The organism is Vibrio marinisediminis (genome assembly GCF_014050145.1).
In the GTDB taxonomy this organism is placed as follows: Bacteria; Pseudomonadota; Gammaproteobacteria; order Enterobacterales; family Vibrionaceae; genus Vibrio; species Vibrio marinisediminis.
On sequence record NZ_JACFYF010000001.1, the window covers coordinates 476,282 to 490,052 of the forward strand.

Here is a 13,771-nt window from a genome sequence, read left to right on the forward strand (position 1 = left end):
ATTAAATAATGTCTGACACCAGCTGGCTCAGCGAATTTCCAGCAATGGAACGCGCAGATCTAAGAGCCATTCGAAAAACTTTAGATGGTCTATATCGTAACTTTTCACGTGAATACGGTGAGGTCATTGAATCCATTTTTGACCCTCTTCTGTCATTTTTGGTCTGGTTTGAAAAACTACTTCTCTCAACACCATGGTTCATCGTATTAGCCTGTTGCTGTGGTCTTGTTTATGCTGCTAGCCGTTCATGGAAACTCGTCGTTGGTTGTGCCGTATCTCTGTTGCTGATTGGCTACTTTGGTATGTGGGACGACACCATGCGTACTCTAAGTATCATCACTGTTTGTACAATGCTCGCAATTGTACTTGGTATCCCTATTGGTATTGCCATGGCTCGCTCGGACCGTATTCAGTCCGTGGTTACACCAATGCTTGATATCATGCAGACCATGCCTGCGTTCGTTTATCTGATCCCTGTGGTTATGCTGCTGGGTATTGGTAAAATTCCTGGTCTAATTGCGGTCATCATTTACGCAATCCCGCCTGTAATTCGCTTAACCAACCTAGGTATTCGCTTAGTCGATACTGAGGTATTGGAAGCTGCAACCGCGTTCGGTGCCAGCAAGAAGCAACGCTTATTCGGCGTACAGTTACCACTGGCAATGCCAACCATTATGGCGGGTATTAACCAAACGATTATGATGGCACTTTCAATGGTTGTAATCGCTTCAATGATCGGCGTAAAAGGCTTAGGTCAACCAGTACTTAAATCCATTACCAACCAATACTTCACTTTGGGTCTTCTTAACGGGTTTGCGATTGTCGCCCTTGCGATTTTGTTCGACCGCGCTTCTCAAGCGTATGCAAAACGTACTCAAGCACACTTAGGAGATCTAAAGCATGACTAAACCACTGATTGAGATCACTGGTCTGTATAAGGTGTTTGGCCGCGCCCCTCGCACTGTGATGGAACAAGTTAAACGCGGCGACAGCAAAGACAAAGTACTGGCTGAAACCGGACATACTGTTGGTCTAAAAGACATCAACCTAAACATCAATCAAGGTGAGATCTTCGTTATTATGGGCTTATCTGGCTCAGGTAAATCAACGATGATCCGCCACTTTAACCGCTTGATCGACCCAACTGAAGGTAAGATCATGGTTGAAGGTATTGATGTCATGGAGCTATCCAATAAAGAACTGGAAGAGTTCCGTCGCCATAAAATGTCGATGGTATTCCAACGCTTTGGTCTGCTACCTCACCGAACCGTTATCGACAATGTCGCTTATGGTCTGGAAATTCAAGGGCTTGAAAAAGCGGAGCGTTATGAGAGAGCCCAAAACTGGCTTGATACCGTTGGGCTAAAAGGCTACGAGAAGCAATACCCAGCGCAACTCTCAGGTGGTCAGCAGCAGCGTGTTGGTCTTGCTCGCGCGCTAGCAACTGATGCAGAAATTCTGTTGATGGATGAAGCCTTCTCAGCGCTGGATCCGTTGATCCGTAGCGAAATGCAAGATCAGTTGATCGAACTGCAAGAGAAGCTACACAAGACCATTATCTTCATTACCCATGACCTTGATGAAGCACTGCGAATCGGCGATCGCATCGCGATCTTAAAAGATGGTGTATTGGTGCAACAAGGTACGCCTGATGAGATCTTGCTAACACCAGCAGATGATTACGTAGAAGCCTTCGTCAAAGACGTAAACCGAGCGCGCGCACTGACGGTTGAAACCGTAATGCAGCCACCAGCTCTACGTATTACAGCCTCCACCATCGACGAAGCGCTGGCACAAATGAAGCAGTCAAAACACGACTACGGTTACCACGTAACGGAAGATGGCTATCAAGGACTGGTGACTCAAGAGAGCCTGATTGATGCGGTCCAAGACCCAACCAGTGATGATTGGCATGAAGAGATCTATGAGCAAGTGCCATCGGTTTCTCCTGACTCTGCGATTGAAGAGGTCTTAACCGACACTATGTCTTCGGACTTCTCACTCCCAGTGGTCGATGAAGACGGTAACTTGCAAGGTGAATTAGAGCGTAGCGCTGTCGCCGAAATATTCTCTGAATCAAGCTCTGATGAGCCAGAGGAAGAGGAAAAAGCGAGCAACGCTAAGCAGCTTGAAAGCGTAAGCTAAGTAACACTCATCCCCCGCTTTATGCGGGGGATTTTATTTAAGCCAATCCTATTTGGAATGGTACAAAAACGCCTCGGTAAGCTGACGAAATAACACCTCAACACTCGGACGCTCATCCATATGGCTATAGAGTGTGGTATGCACATTCGCTTCAATCTGCGCGGAATGGTGGCAAATCTGATTACACAGCTTTACTGGCTCAACCAATTTTTCAACATCCGCATCGATGATAATGCAAGCTTGTGACAACACCACCTTACCGCCTTGCTTCTTGAGCAATACACGCTGCGCTGTGCCAACAATTTTCTGCCCTGCAATATTGAGATTATAATCCCCATCACAGTACGAACCGGGGGTTGCATGTACCTCTACTGTCACACCAATTGATTGGAAAAATGTTTTCAACACTCCACATAAATTTAAGTACGCTGTTTTAATGTCATACGGCAAATCGTCTGGCCAATGATAAATATGCGACAAGTTAATAATACCCAGCAATTGAGGGACAGGCGCACCACCAGTTTTACGCGCCGTCAGCGCCCAACCTGTTTGGGCAAGTGACTGCACCAACTCATCGCTCAATGACCACTTATTTCCCGCAGGAAGAACCAATGTTGGTACTTTGGCTTGCCACAATAACAACACTTGATCTAATTGACTGGCTTTAACTTGCTCTATCAACGCCTGCTCTTTCTCAAACAGTGCTTGCACTTCAATTGAAGGGTAACGGATTAACTTGTTCTTACTCGCCATAGGAAGCTCCAAGAGATAGCTTGTACTCAAACTAACATCACAAATCATTACTCAGTATTGAACTAAATTATTCCTTAAATCGAACAGAATTTAGATCAACTTACAAATTACCAACATCTCAATATATACAGATGAAATCCTAAACACTAAACTTATGAAAGAATAGTAATTTAAGTGATAATGAATTGTTATATAATGCATTATTCAATTAGCAAGGATTGTGCGTAAGATGGTTTTAAAAGCAAATTACGATGCCATAGCCAGCCACTGGCTATGTAACCGCACCCATTTGCCTGATCAAGATCAAGCGATGTTTGAACACTTCATTGCTCTATTACCACAACACGCTCAACTTCTCGATCTCGGCTGTGGAAGCGGTGAGCCTATCGCGACTATGCTAGCAAGCCACGGCTTCAATATTACTGGCATCGATCGCTCACACATGCTCCTTGCACACGCACAGCAAATTCTACCAAAGCAAACATGGCTACATGCCGAGTTAGAACAGTTTTCGCCTACGCAGAACTACCACGGCGTGGTGATCTGGGATTCCATGTTTCACTTACCAAGAGAACAACATCAACCATTACTGCAAAAGGTGTATGACTGTTTGTTATCGAATGGCGTGGTTATTCTATCCAGTGGCGGCAGCCACACCCATATTCCCGCTTTTGTCGACACTATGTTCGAACAAGAGTTTTTTTACGATTCATACCCAATCCAAGAGTTATTGAATCACTGTAAACAAATTGGCTTTGAGCTAATTGCAGAGCAGTTAGTCAATAAACCGGATGGGAAAAGAGATAAAGGACGCTTAGGCGTTATCTTACGCAAACCAAACTAGGTTGTTTTTTGGGAGAACAGGATGTCATCAAAGAGCATTAAAAATATCATATTCGACCTTGGCAATGTCATTGTGCGTTGGTCACCGGTTGAAGTAATTCGTCTTACTTTTGGCGACTCAGAACGAGTCAATACAATCACTAAACAGATATTCCAATCACCAATCTGGCTATCTGCCAATCGCGGTGAATTGACTGAAGCCGAAGTACAAACAGCGCTGCAGAAAGAGTTTGGCTTATCGGTTATTCAGGCAGAAAAGATCTGCTACTACGTTAAACATACCCAACTCGTATTATTTGGCTCAATCGAACTACTGCATCGTGTCAAAGAAGCTGGCTACAACGTGTATGCCCTCTCCGATAATGTTCCCGAGATAGTGACTCACCTCAAACAGCAATACGATTTCTGGCCGCTATTTGACGGTGTAGTTATCTCCGCCGATGTGGGTTACTTGAAACCAAGCCCAGAGATTTATCAAACCCTGATTGAGCAATATCAGTTGGACGCACAAGAGTGCTTGTTTATAGACGATATGCCTTACAACATTGAAGGCGCCGAAGCTATCGGTATGGCGGGTATTCAATTCCAAAATGCAGAACAGTGCGAACGAGAATTAAAAATGCTCGGGATTTTAGTCGACGAAGAATAAGCAAAATGCGATGAGCATTTAAATTACAAATAGAACAAAAAACGCTTTACCTCAACTTAACTAGAGGTTTTATAGTCAGAACCAGTACTCATTCGACCATAAAGGAATATGATGAAAACACTGGTTCTGTTCTCTAGTGCCAACCCTCAAGGCAATACTGCTCAAGTGGTTGAGCGTGTTGCGCAGCATATTGATATGGAAATAATCAATATCGATGAGCTCTCTATTTCCGCGTACAACTATGAGAATCAATACCCTAATGACGATTTCTATCCATTAGTGGAGAAAATTCTGCAAGCGGACAATGTGATTTTTGCATCGCCGATTTATTGGCATGCGCCAACCGCACCGATGAAAGCCTTCATCGATCGAATCACTGAATTAACCGACGTTGCGGCACTCAAAATCAAAGCTCGTTCGCTAGCAAGTAAGAGAGCATTTGTACTCACCAGCTCTGCCAATGCAGAAATATGTTCGGTGTTTGAGCAGATGTTTAGCAAAATTTTTAGTTATTTTAGTATGCAATACGCTGGCAAACTGCATGCAGATTGCCGTGAAAACATCGTCATAAACCCAAGAGAGTTGGATACCTTCATCTCAGCTTTGCTGACCAAACCTCTCGAGCGTTCGATCACTTATCTAAGTACGGATTCCAATGCTAGCAATTAACAACCCAATAGAACACTATCTCACCAAGCTCGATATTCCCGTATCATTGCGTGGTGTCGAGCGCGTTAATTATATGATCCAACGACACCTTAGCTTATTTGCTTTTAGCAGTGTTAATGTCATTTTAGATCGGGATTTAAGCTTAGATATTGAGTCGATTGTTGAACGAATTGTCGTTGGTAAACAGGGGGGTTATTGCTTTGAACACAACAAGCTAATGCAAAGCGCGTTAGAGTACCTAGGTTACAGCGTGCGACCAATATTAGCTCGTGTATTGCTAAATGGTGATGAGCTCAACCGTCGTTCACACCGAGTGACGTTATTAAGTCTTGATGGTGAAAACTATCTAGTTGATGTCGGCTTTGGCTTGGCTACCCCTCGTGAAGCATTAGTTTTACAAAGCCAGCAATACACTTGGCATAACCAACAAGTGCGTTTGTCCGCGATTGAAAACCAAGACTATCGCGTTGAGCAACGTGAGCAAGATAACTGGCAGACTCTCTACCGCTTCGATTTAAGCGAAACCACGGAAACAGATTGTGATGCCAGCCATTTCTATACCCACAAACATCCGCAAAGCAATTTTGTTAACAATCTCGTGGTGTCAAAAGTTCACTCTAATACGCGTGAACTGGTCAAACGATTAGAGTTATTTGAATATGATGATCAAGCCGGAACAGAGCGCTCATCGACTATAAAAACAGCCAAACAACTTCATCAAATACTGAGTCAGCAGCTCGGACTCAATATCAATGTGGAAGAGGCTCGCTACCTATTCGATCACCAAATGCAAAGAGCGCACTGATTCCGCTATTATTCTGATTGATTGGCATTTTCTACTCTAACTGGTTACCCTAGTTCGAATTGAATCAGGGTAACGGAGTGACAATGCCTGAGTTAAAACAAACCCCATCATTGGCTGATTTTCAGCATTATGTCGCCCAATTGGAAGTGGAGCGCGGCTTTGCCGATCAACCGGTATTAGAAAAATGCTTGCTGCTTGGCGAAGAAACTGGCGAGCTATTCAAAGCGGTGCGCAAATCCCAAGGCATAGCGATTGACCCAAATTCTAAAGTCGGTGAGGTTGGTGATGAATTGGCTGATATTTTTATCTATCTATGCTCTATCGCCAATCGCTATGAGATCGATTTAGAGCAAGCCTTTATAGCGAAAGAAGAAAAAAACAAACTCAGATGTTGGCAGAAATAAGCTGACAAATTCATCTCTCTTAAGTGGTCTCACGTATGTTCCAACTTCTAAAATTTGTCCTGATCAGTAATATTGCCACCGCGAGTGCCATTGTATTGATTGATTCCACAACGGGATTATTCGGCATTCGTTTTATCTCCGACTATGCCTTCTTTACCGCTCTTATCCTATGGGGAATCGCGGCATTACTTTATATGTACCCTCCTGCTGCAGGATTTGGCTCATCAAGTAATAAAGCCGAGCGCGTTGCCGACTCTATGGTCGATCGAAGCAAAAGCGACAAAGTAGACACATTGAGAGAAGAAGAAAACAGCCAGATGTTCACTAAGCTGTTTATCGCTGGCGTACCGCCAATGGCTTTATGTTTGCTCGCCACTTACTTGTAGGCTTATAAACCAAATGAATCTTGCACTGTTTGATTTTGACGGCACCATAACCAATCAAGATGCCTATACCGAGTTTCTCTTTTTTGCCACGCCGAAACCTCGGCTAATCATCGGTGGCGTTATCGCCTCACCCGTCATTTTGCTCTATAAGCTGGGCTTACTTCGAGCGAGTAAAACGCGCCCTATCCTGTCTAAAATCGCCTTTTGGCAACGCAGCATTCACCAAGTGGAAGTACAAGCTAAGCGGTTTGTGAATGATTACTTACCCCAAGTAATGAGAGCCAATGCATTAGCGAAAATCGAGTGGCATAAGCAACGCGGTGACGAGATTTATGTGGTATCAGCATCGCTCAGCCCTTACCTCGATATTTGGTGCCAACAACAAGGTATTAAAGTGGTGTGCAGCCGATTAAGCCAACGCAATCAGCGCTATACTGGATACTACTTAAATGGTGATTGCAGCCTTGATAACAAAGTACGCTTACTCAAGGAGCAACTCGATATTCGCCAATACAGCAAAATATACGCTTACGGTGATACTTATGAAGATCTCCCTATGCTTGATATTGCCGATGAAAAGTATTTTCGCTGGTTGAAAATCGACAATACTGACCAAGTCGCAAACTAACCACTCTCGACGGATGGAGTCCCAATGAATAACTTATTTTCACACATCCCCCAATCTCTAGAGCAGGAACTGTTTGAAGATATTGTAAAAAATGAGCATGTTCGTATTGAACGTATTGTCTCAAATGGGCAAGGTTCACCCGAGCATGGCTGGTACGATCAAGTCGATAATGAGTGGGTATTGGTCCTGTCTGGTTTTGGCATCATTGAATACCCCTATGGCAATGCTGTAAAACTCAAACAAGGCGATTATCTCACCATTCCAGCGCATCAAAAGCACCGCGTGAAATCTACCTCGCCAACCGAGCCCACAATTTGGCTTGCCATCTTTTTCCCTACATAACTCTTATAGAACAACCTACTAAAGCAGATAAATAGGACTCTCGTCGCAGAAATCGATGGCTTCCTTGTGCGTTAAAAATGATTTAGACAGACTCCCCCCTCAGCCTCAATGGCAAGCTAATTAGTGGAGAATCTCTATGCGACGCAAATGGTTAGTCATCAGCAGCTTAGTGGCGGTGGTGGCAATAATGATCGTCACTAAACCTGGCTCAGAAGGTCTTGAACTTGCCGATTGCGACGTCTCTCCTATCGTTGATACCGAGGTGAGCTTTATTGTTGACCAAGAAGCATTAGAAAACCGCGATAAACAACAGTTCGAAGCGTACTTCACCGATTCCCTTGAACAAGCCAATATAATCTTGCGCAACTCCTGCATTCCAATGACACGCTCGCTCGGATCTATTCGCTATATCGACTTAGATAAAAGTAACGTACACGATATCTTCAGTTTGCATAAACAAGTGGAATCTCAACTAAACAGTGACGACCTTGAGGATGAATACCCACAGCCAAACCAGTTTTATGGTTTTGTTCTCGCTGAAAAATACGGTGATATCCTCGGTTTCTCTGGTCAAGCTGAAGTCAATTTAAGCCGTAAATTCTTCGCTATTGCCCATAATAATGGCATCAATTTGATTGAACACGAGTTGGGGCATCTTGCGTGGGCACAGCATGCAGAAGGCAGCCCTTACAATATGCAGAACTGGCTAGAATCGGTCATTCTGCCTGAATTCCATCACTTCTTAAAACCTTATGCACGCGCCTACAAATGCGGTACCGGCGGTACGGTCATGAGTTATGAAGATGAAATCCTTCCCATCTATTCCAGCCCTAATAGCCATTATCGTGGTGAAGTATGTGGTGATGCGGAAAAAGGGGATAACGCCAGAGTCGTGACGGAATTCGCCCAGCGACTCGCGCTACAAATGCAACCGATCAAAGCCGCACCATAGCAACCGTACGAAACGCACTACCAGCGAATTAAGCATAAACAACTTCAGCACGGGATGAAACGATGGAAGCACTAAAAGCCCAACTTAACCAAGCCGGAATTAAGCATAGAGAAGTCAGCCGATATTCGATCCGTGTACCTCTTGGAATGTTCACCAATAATGCGACTGTCATTTATGACGTAGCCAAAGGCAGCTACCGCATTAGAACCAATAGGTTGCTACTGCTAATCATCTATTCTGTTTTACTGTTTAATGGCGTTCATAGCTATATCTATTCCAATCCAACCTTTGCGCTACCATTGGCTGCACTTTCGCTATTTGGATACGTCACCATATTATTAACCGAAGTACAAAGCCGACCGCTAAAAGTCATTATCAATAACCTAAATCAATCTCTTAGCCATGCCGTGACTAGCGACAAAAATTCGCTCAGCTCTTTTGAGAAGCAAACCGAAACCAATAACAAAACCCGTTGACTTTTTACATCAAGCAACTGAAAAACAAAGAAATTAATATTGGGGAAAGTTATTTTTTGCAACGAAATTACAGCCAATATGATAACAGACTCCTAAAATTTGAAGCCAATCTTAGCCGCGTGATTTCCTCAGTTACCCGACATGATTCTGATCAAATTTGCCCCTTCACACACAGGTACTATTCCAGCAGTTTGTTTTAAAATTTAACTGAAGGAAAAGAACATGAACATGTTTAAAATCCCTGAGAGTATCTATTTTGGCGAAAACGCCATGGAAGCGCTCAAAACCCTACAAGGGCGCAAAGCCATCATCGTAACGGGTGGTAGCTCAATGAAAAGGTTCGGTTTTATCGCTCAAACCCAAGAGCTACTTGGCGCTGCGGGCATCGATTCCATTGTGTTTGATGGCGTAGAACCTAACCCATCCGTTCAAACCGTGGTAAAAGGCGCACAAGCCATGCGTGACTTTGAACCAGATTGGATTATTGCGATTGGTGGCGGCTCAGCGTTGGACGCAGCGAAGATCATGTGGTGTTTCTATGAGCATCCTCAGTTAGGCTTTGAAGATATTATCCCTGTTTCTTCTATGCCCGCGCTACGCAACAAAGCAAAATTTGTCGCGATTCCTTCAACCAGTGGAACGGCATCAGAAATCACTGCATTCTCTGTGATTACTGATTTAGAAAACCACATCAAATACCCAATTGTATCGCCACATATCGTCCCTGACGTGGCAATTATTGACCCAGCACTTCCAGCCAAAATGCCGCCGCACATCACCGCGAATACCGGTATGGATGTCATGGCACACGCATTAGAAGCGTTTGTTTCAACCGTTGCGAACGATTATTCCGATCCACTCGCCATGCGCGCGATTAAGCTGGTATTTGAGAATATCGAGACGGCTTACAAACAGGGCGAGAACATGCCAGCGCGTGACAACATGCACAACGCTTCAACATTAGCAGGTATGGCATTTTCTAACGTATCACTGGGTTTAGTACACTCACTGGCACACAAAATTGGCGGTGAATTTGGCGTAACTCATGGCTTAGCGAACGCAATTTTGATGCCTTACATCATCGAGTACAACAAGCAGTCCACCGACAAATATGCCGAAGTGGAACGCTACTTAGCCATTGAATCAATCGAGAATGAACTGCGTGCTTTAAATGCCAAACTGGATATTCCATTAACGTTTAAAGAGATCAGCGAAGTGGAAATTAACGAGCAAGATTACCTAGCGGTGCTTGATCGCATGAGCCAAAACGCCTTTGACGACCCATGCACACTAACCAACCCGGGCACTCCTAGCCCTGCCGATGTGAAAGAGATTTACCGCCGCGCTTACTATGGTCAGTAAGTCGCAGCCATTATCCTAATATCATAACCCAAACTTCGTAAGCTAAGCCCCGTCATCCGGGGCTTTTTTTCTATCCGTTCGCAGGCTCTGTTTTTATTTCAGTGACTTTCAACTAAGTTACTTTTGACGCATCAATGCGATCGCCAGACCGGAACCAATAAAGGTTATCCCGCCACCAATGTTCAGCGCAGAAACGACCTTCGGCTTTTGTTTAAGCCAATTAGAAAGCTGTGAGGAAAATACCCCCATCAAACTAAAACCTACCGCGGTCAGTAGTGCAAACCAAACTCCATAGCCCACCATCTGCAAGGTAACAGATCCAAGTTGTGGATGAACAAATTGCGGGATAAACGCGAGCACAAACAGCCCCGGCTTTGGGTTTAATGCCGCTGAAAGAAATCCGGTGCTGTAGATAGAAAATAGAGACTGTGGCTTAGCTTGTTCTAAGTTAAATAAACGACGAGAACGCAAAGCTTTCACTCCCAGCCAAATCAAATAACCCGCACCCACCAGTTTCACAACGTAAAATGCCACTTCGGATGTTTGAATAAGCAAAGTTAAGCCAAAAGTAGCGGCCATTACATGGAATAAAATGCCAGAGCCTGACGCGCAACCAGAAACCCAAGCAGCTAATTTCCCTTGGCTTAAGCCCCTTGCGATGGCGAGTAAATTATCAGGACCGGGTGACATCACCAACAGTAAACAAGCTAAGGTATAGGGGATAAATACATCCAGCGGAAACATAGTGACTCCTTGTCGCTAATGAAAATGGGGTCTTCTACCATACCGAACTTAGCACGCTGAGTTCGAGTCACAATTGACCAAATTTTCCACTATCTAGCGCACAATCTGTGTCACTTTTCCCAACCGCTAGATAAAAAAACCCGCCAATAGCGGGTTTGATTTGATAGTCAGTACTCTAACTAATTGGCGTTGCCGCTAGGCGACCAGTAAGAAAAGTCTCTGAGCATTGCTTAAACATAAACTCGCTATGTGATGAGATTTTCGAATGCAGTAAACACCGTGGCAACGCCAAGTAGAACGAGTATTTAGAGCATTAGGAATAACAGGACCGAAACCGCCAAACCAATCCCCAACACCATTGGATACGCTTTAGCACTAATATCGCGTGCCATTTCAGGCTCTGCCGCTTCCTCGACGCTCTGTTGAGCTGTTTCGGCTTGTACTGGCTCTTCTTCGCCAGCGCCAAACAGTGCCATCACCTCTTCGGTGGTCTTAGCTTTCAATAGCGCTTCGCGGAAGTCATCTTCAACAAGCGAAGACGTTAGCGTCGTGAGTACAGCCATATGAGTTGAGCCCGCTTCTGCTGGTGGAATAGCCAGTAGGAAGATCATATTGACGGGCTCGTCGCCATCAAGACCTTTCCATTGCAATTCGTCTTTAACAAACGCACAGGCAAAGACCGGTTCTGTCACCGCAATGGATTTACCATGTGGCACCGCTAGGTATTCGCCTAACGCTGTTGGTCCTTCTTCTTCACGCAGCAGCACCGCGTCCAAGAACTGTTGACGGTTGATCAGTTTACCCGCTTGATCGATTCGGTCGGTTAGCGCATTAATTGCTGCAAAACGGTCTTCAAATACCGCATCGAGCATGATCAAATCTTCGGAAGTAAGTTGTGCTAATTTCATCATCGGCTCCTATTCGTTCGCTAGCCAAACAAATTGATATGGGTTAAGAGTAAATTGCGCTTCAAACGCTTCGCCTGACACCAGATCAGTACCACCTGCATCGAGCGTTACATGTTGTTGTTGCTCAGATAAGTTCACCACAAAGCGAATACTCTCTGCACCTTCACCACGTTGCAAACCAAATAGCTGTGGTGATAGCTCAAGCACTAGCTGCTTAGAGGTTGGAGCAAATGCCACTTGCTGCTTACGTAGCGCCAGCAAGCGAGTCATCTCGTTGTAAATACGGTTACGTAGCGATCCCGACTCAGCCAATTCCGCTTCCAAGTTTGCTAGCTCAAACTTTTCACGGTTAATACGGCGGTTAATCCCCGACTCCACCATACCTTGAACATCATTCTCACTGCCCAGCAGGCTGTGATAGTACACTGCAGGCACACCGATAAACGACAACAGTATCGCTTGCGCGGCTAAGAACTTGTTCGCCTTCTGCTCAACGCTGTCTTGTGGCTCGGTGATCGCACTTAGGTAGTTAATGTTTAATTCGTATGGCGATTGCGTACCGTCGCCGTTATTTTTGTAGTTAACGCGTCCGCCTTTGCGTTCAACTTGCTCACACATCATCTGACGATCTTGGTTGGTTAAGATGCCTTCTGTTGGGCGAACACCAATGCCATCATGGCTGGCAAGGAAGTTGAAGTAGGTCGTTTTGCGCCCAGCCTCAAGCGATGCCATCGCTTCTGCGGTTAACCCTTTTGCCCACTGGGTTAATACTTGGCTGTCTTGTCCTAGGAACGCATGCAGTGTTAATGGTGGCAGCGGGAACTGATACACCATATGCGCTTCATCGCCATCACCAAAGTAAGAGATGTTCTCTTTATGCGGTACATTAGTTTCAGTAATCAGCAAGCTACCCGGCATCACTTTATCGAGCACAATGCGCCATAATTTGATGATTTCATGCGCTTGCGGCAGGTGAATACAAGTGGTGTTAAGTACTTTCCAGATAAAGCCAATCGCATCTAAGCGGACTGAGCGCCCACCATTTGCAGCGTACATCAGTAGAATATCGATACTTTCCAACAGCACTTTTGGTGAGTGGAAGTTAATGTCGATTTGGTCATCGGAAAACGTGGTCCACACATGGGCTATTTCACCATTCGCTTTGGTAAATGGCGTAAGCAGAGGCAAAGCTCGTGGGCGAGTCACGCTTGAGTAATCCAAATTTGGATCAGAGACAACAAAGTAATCTTGATAGGCTTCGTCACCCGCAAGGAAGCGTTGGAACCAGTCACTGCTTTTCGAGATGTGGTTGATCACGCAGTCGTACATCAAATCAAAATTTTCCGCTAGCGCATTTAGCTCAGCCCAGTCACCTAGGTTTTCATCCACTTTGCGGTAATCCACCACACTGAAGCCATCATCTGACGTGTATGGGAACATAGGCAAAATATGGATATTGCTGATCGCATCTTTGAGGTATTTATCCGCAAAGCGTTTCATGGTTTGCAGCGTAGGTTCGCCTTCACTGCAGAAGCTATCGCCGTAAGTGATGAGGAACGAGCTAGTTTGATCAACCCAATTTGGGTATTGCGGCGCTTTACCTCGCCACTTTTCAACCAAGGCTAAAATATCTGCGGTAATCGACTCAGCTTGCGCTTCACCGTACAGATCCGCCACTTTGGTATAGATTTGTTGTTTATTCATT

17 protein-coding genes are annotated in these 13,771 nt (G+C 44.9%); 13 read left to right on the plus strand and 4 right to left on the minus strand.

Annotated elements, in window-relative coordinates; genetic code table 11:
- The first annotated feature begins 8 nt into the window (after positions 1-8).
- Together H2O73_RS02165 and H2O73_RS02170 are read left to right on the plus strand one after the other, a co-directional pair.
- Positions 9-908: an ABC transporter permease gene (locus H2O73_RS02165; RefSeq protein WP_182106059.1), complete on the plus strand. Its 900-nt coding sequence runs from the start codon at positions 9-11 to the stop codon at positions 906-908.
- Positions 901-2,145 (plus strand): quaternary amine ABC transporter ATP-binding protein, encoded by a 1,245-nt coding sequence (locus H2O73_RS02170; protein WP_182106061.1) that lies wholly within the window; start codon positions 901-903, stop codon positions 2,143-2,145. Before H2O73_RS02165 ends, H2O73_RS02170 begins: the two co-directional genes overlap by 8 nt.
- A 48-nt stretch (positions 2,146-2,193) precedes the next feature.
- On the opposite strand, the gene H2O73_RS02175 is transcribed toward H2O73_RS02170, so the two are convergent.
- Positions 2,194-2,898, minus strand: coding sequence for a lipoate--protein ligase family protein (locus tag H2O73_RS02175; RefSeq protein ID WP_182106063.1), 705 nt, complete (start codon positions 2,896-2,898; stop codon positions 2,194-2,196).
- 229 nt (positions 2,899-3,127) lie between these two features.
- Between H2O73_RS02175 and H2O73_RS02180 the strand changes: the two genes are divergently transcribed.
- The 11 genes from H2O73_RS02180 (at position 3,128) to H2O73_RS02230 (ending at position 10,414) form a co-directional block, all read left to right on the plus strand.
- Positions 3,128-3,742, plus strand: coding sequence for a class I SAM-dependent methyltransferase (locus H2O73_RS02180; RefSeq protein ID WP_182106065.1), 615 nt, complete (start codon positions 3,128-3,130; stop codon positions 3,740-3,742).
- Between the two features lie 21 nt (positions 3,743-3,763).
- Complete coding sequence (locus tag H2O73_RS02185) at positions 3,764-4,390, plus strand: HAD family hydrolase (RefSeq protein ID WP_182106067.1); 627 nt, start codon at positions 3,764-3,766, stop codon at positions 4,388-4,390.
- 111 nt (positions 4,391-4,501) lie between these two features.
- A complete protein-coding gene (locus H2O73_RS02190) occupies positions 4,502-5,059 on the plus strand; it encodes a flavodoxin family protein (RefSeq protein WP_182106069.1) in 558 nt (185 codons plus the stop codon).
- The gene (locus H2O73_RS02195) at positions 5,046-5,864 is read left to right on the plus strand and encodes an arylamine N-acetyltransferase family protein (protein ID WP_182106071.1); all 819 of its coding nucleotides are present in this window, start codon (positions 5,046-5,048) and stop codon (positions 5,862-5,864) included. The genes H2O73_RS02190 and H2O73_RS02195 overlap by 14 nt, the downstream gene beginning before the upstream one ends.
- Positions 5,865-5,947: 83 nt before the next feature.
- The gene (locus tag H2O73_RS02200) at positions 5,948-6,268 is read left to right on the plus strand and encodes a MazG nucleotide pyrophosphohydrolase domain-containing protein (protein WP_182106073.1); all 321 of its coding nucleotides are present in this window, start codon (positions 5,948-5,950) and stop codon (positions 6,266-6,268) included.
- A gap of 35 nt (positions 6,269-6,303) precedes the next feature.
- A complete protein-coding gene (locus H2O73_RS02205; RefSeq protein WP_246335816.1) occupies positions 6,304-6,654 on the plus strand; it encodes a hypothetical protein in 351 nt (116 codons plus the stop codon).
- A gap of 13 nt (positions 6,655-6,667) precedes the next feature.
- Positions 6,668-7,282, plus strand: a complete 615-nt coding sequence (locus tag H2O73_RS02210; protein WP_182106075.1) for an HAD family hydrolase — start codon at positions 6,668-6,670, stop codon at positions 7,280-7,282.
- A gap of 24 nt (positions 7,283-7,306) precedes the next feature.
- Complete coding sequence (locus tag H2O73_RS02215) at positions 7,307-7,624, plus strand: cupin domain-containing protein (RefSeq protein ID WP_182106077.1); 318 nt, start codon at positions 7,307-7,309, stop codon at positions 7,622-7,624.
- Positions 7,625-7,760: 136 nt separating this feature from the next.
- A complete protein-coding gene (locus H2O73_RS02220; protein ID WP_182106079.1) occupies positions 7,761-8,576 on the plus strand; it encodes a hypothetical protein in 816 nt (271 codons plus the stop codon).
- A 62-nt stretch (positions 8,577-8,638) separates the two neighbouring features.
- Positions 8,639-9,052 carry a hypothetical protein gene (locus H2O73_RS02225; protein WP_182106081.1) on the plus strand — a complete coding sequence of 138 codons (414 nt, stop codon included), beginning with the start codon at positions 8,639-8,641 and terminating at the stop codon, positions 9,050-9,052.
- 222 nt (positions 9,053-9,274) lie between these two features.
- Entirely contained in the window at positions 9,275-10,414 is a 1,140-nt protein-coding gene (locus tag H2O73_RS02230) for an iron-containing alcohol dehydrogenase (protein WP_182106083.1), read from the plus strand.
- 117 nt (positions 10,415-10,531) lie between these two features.
- On the opposite strand, the gene H2O73_RS02235 is transcribed toward H2O73_RS02230, so the two are convergent.
- The 3 genes from H2O73_RS02235 to H2O73_RS02245 all read right to left on the minus strand — a co-directional run bounded on the left by H2O73_RS02235 (position 10,532) and on the right by H2O73_RS02245 (position 13,770).
- Positions 10,532-11,158 (minus strand): LysE family translocator, encoded by a 627-nt coding sequence (locus tag H2O73_RS02235; RefSeq protein WP_182106085.1) that lies wholly within the window; start codon positions 11,156-11,158, stop codon positions 10,532-10,534.
- 305 nt (positions 11,159-11,463) lie between these two features.
- Positions 11,464-12,066, minus strand: a complete 603-nt coding sequence (locus H2O73_RS02240; protein ID WP_182106087.1) for a fructose PTS transporter subunit IIA — start codon at positions 12,064-12,066, stop codon at positions 11,464-11,466.
- Positions 12,067-12,075: 9 nt separating this feature from the next.
- Complete coding sequence (locus H2O73_RS02245; RefSeq protein WP_182106089.1) at positions 12,076-13,770, minus strand: alpha-amylase family glycosyl hydrolase; 1,695 nt, start codon at positions 13,768-13,770, stop codon at positions 12,076-12,078.
- Position 13,771 lies beyond the last annotated feature (1 nt).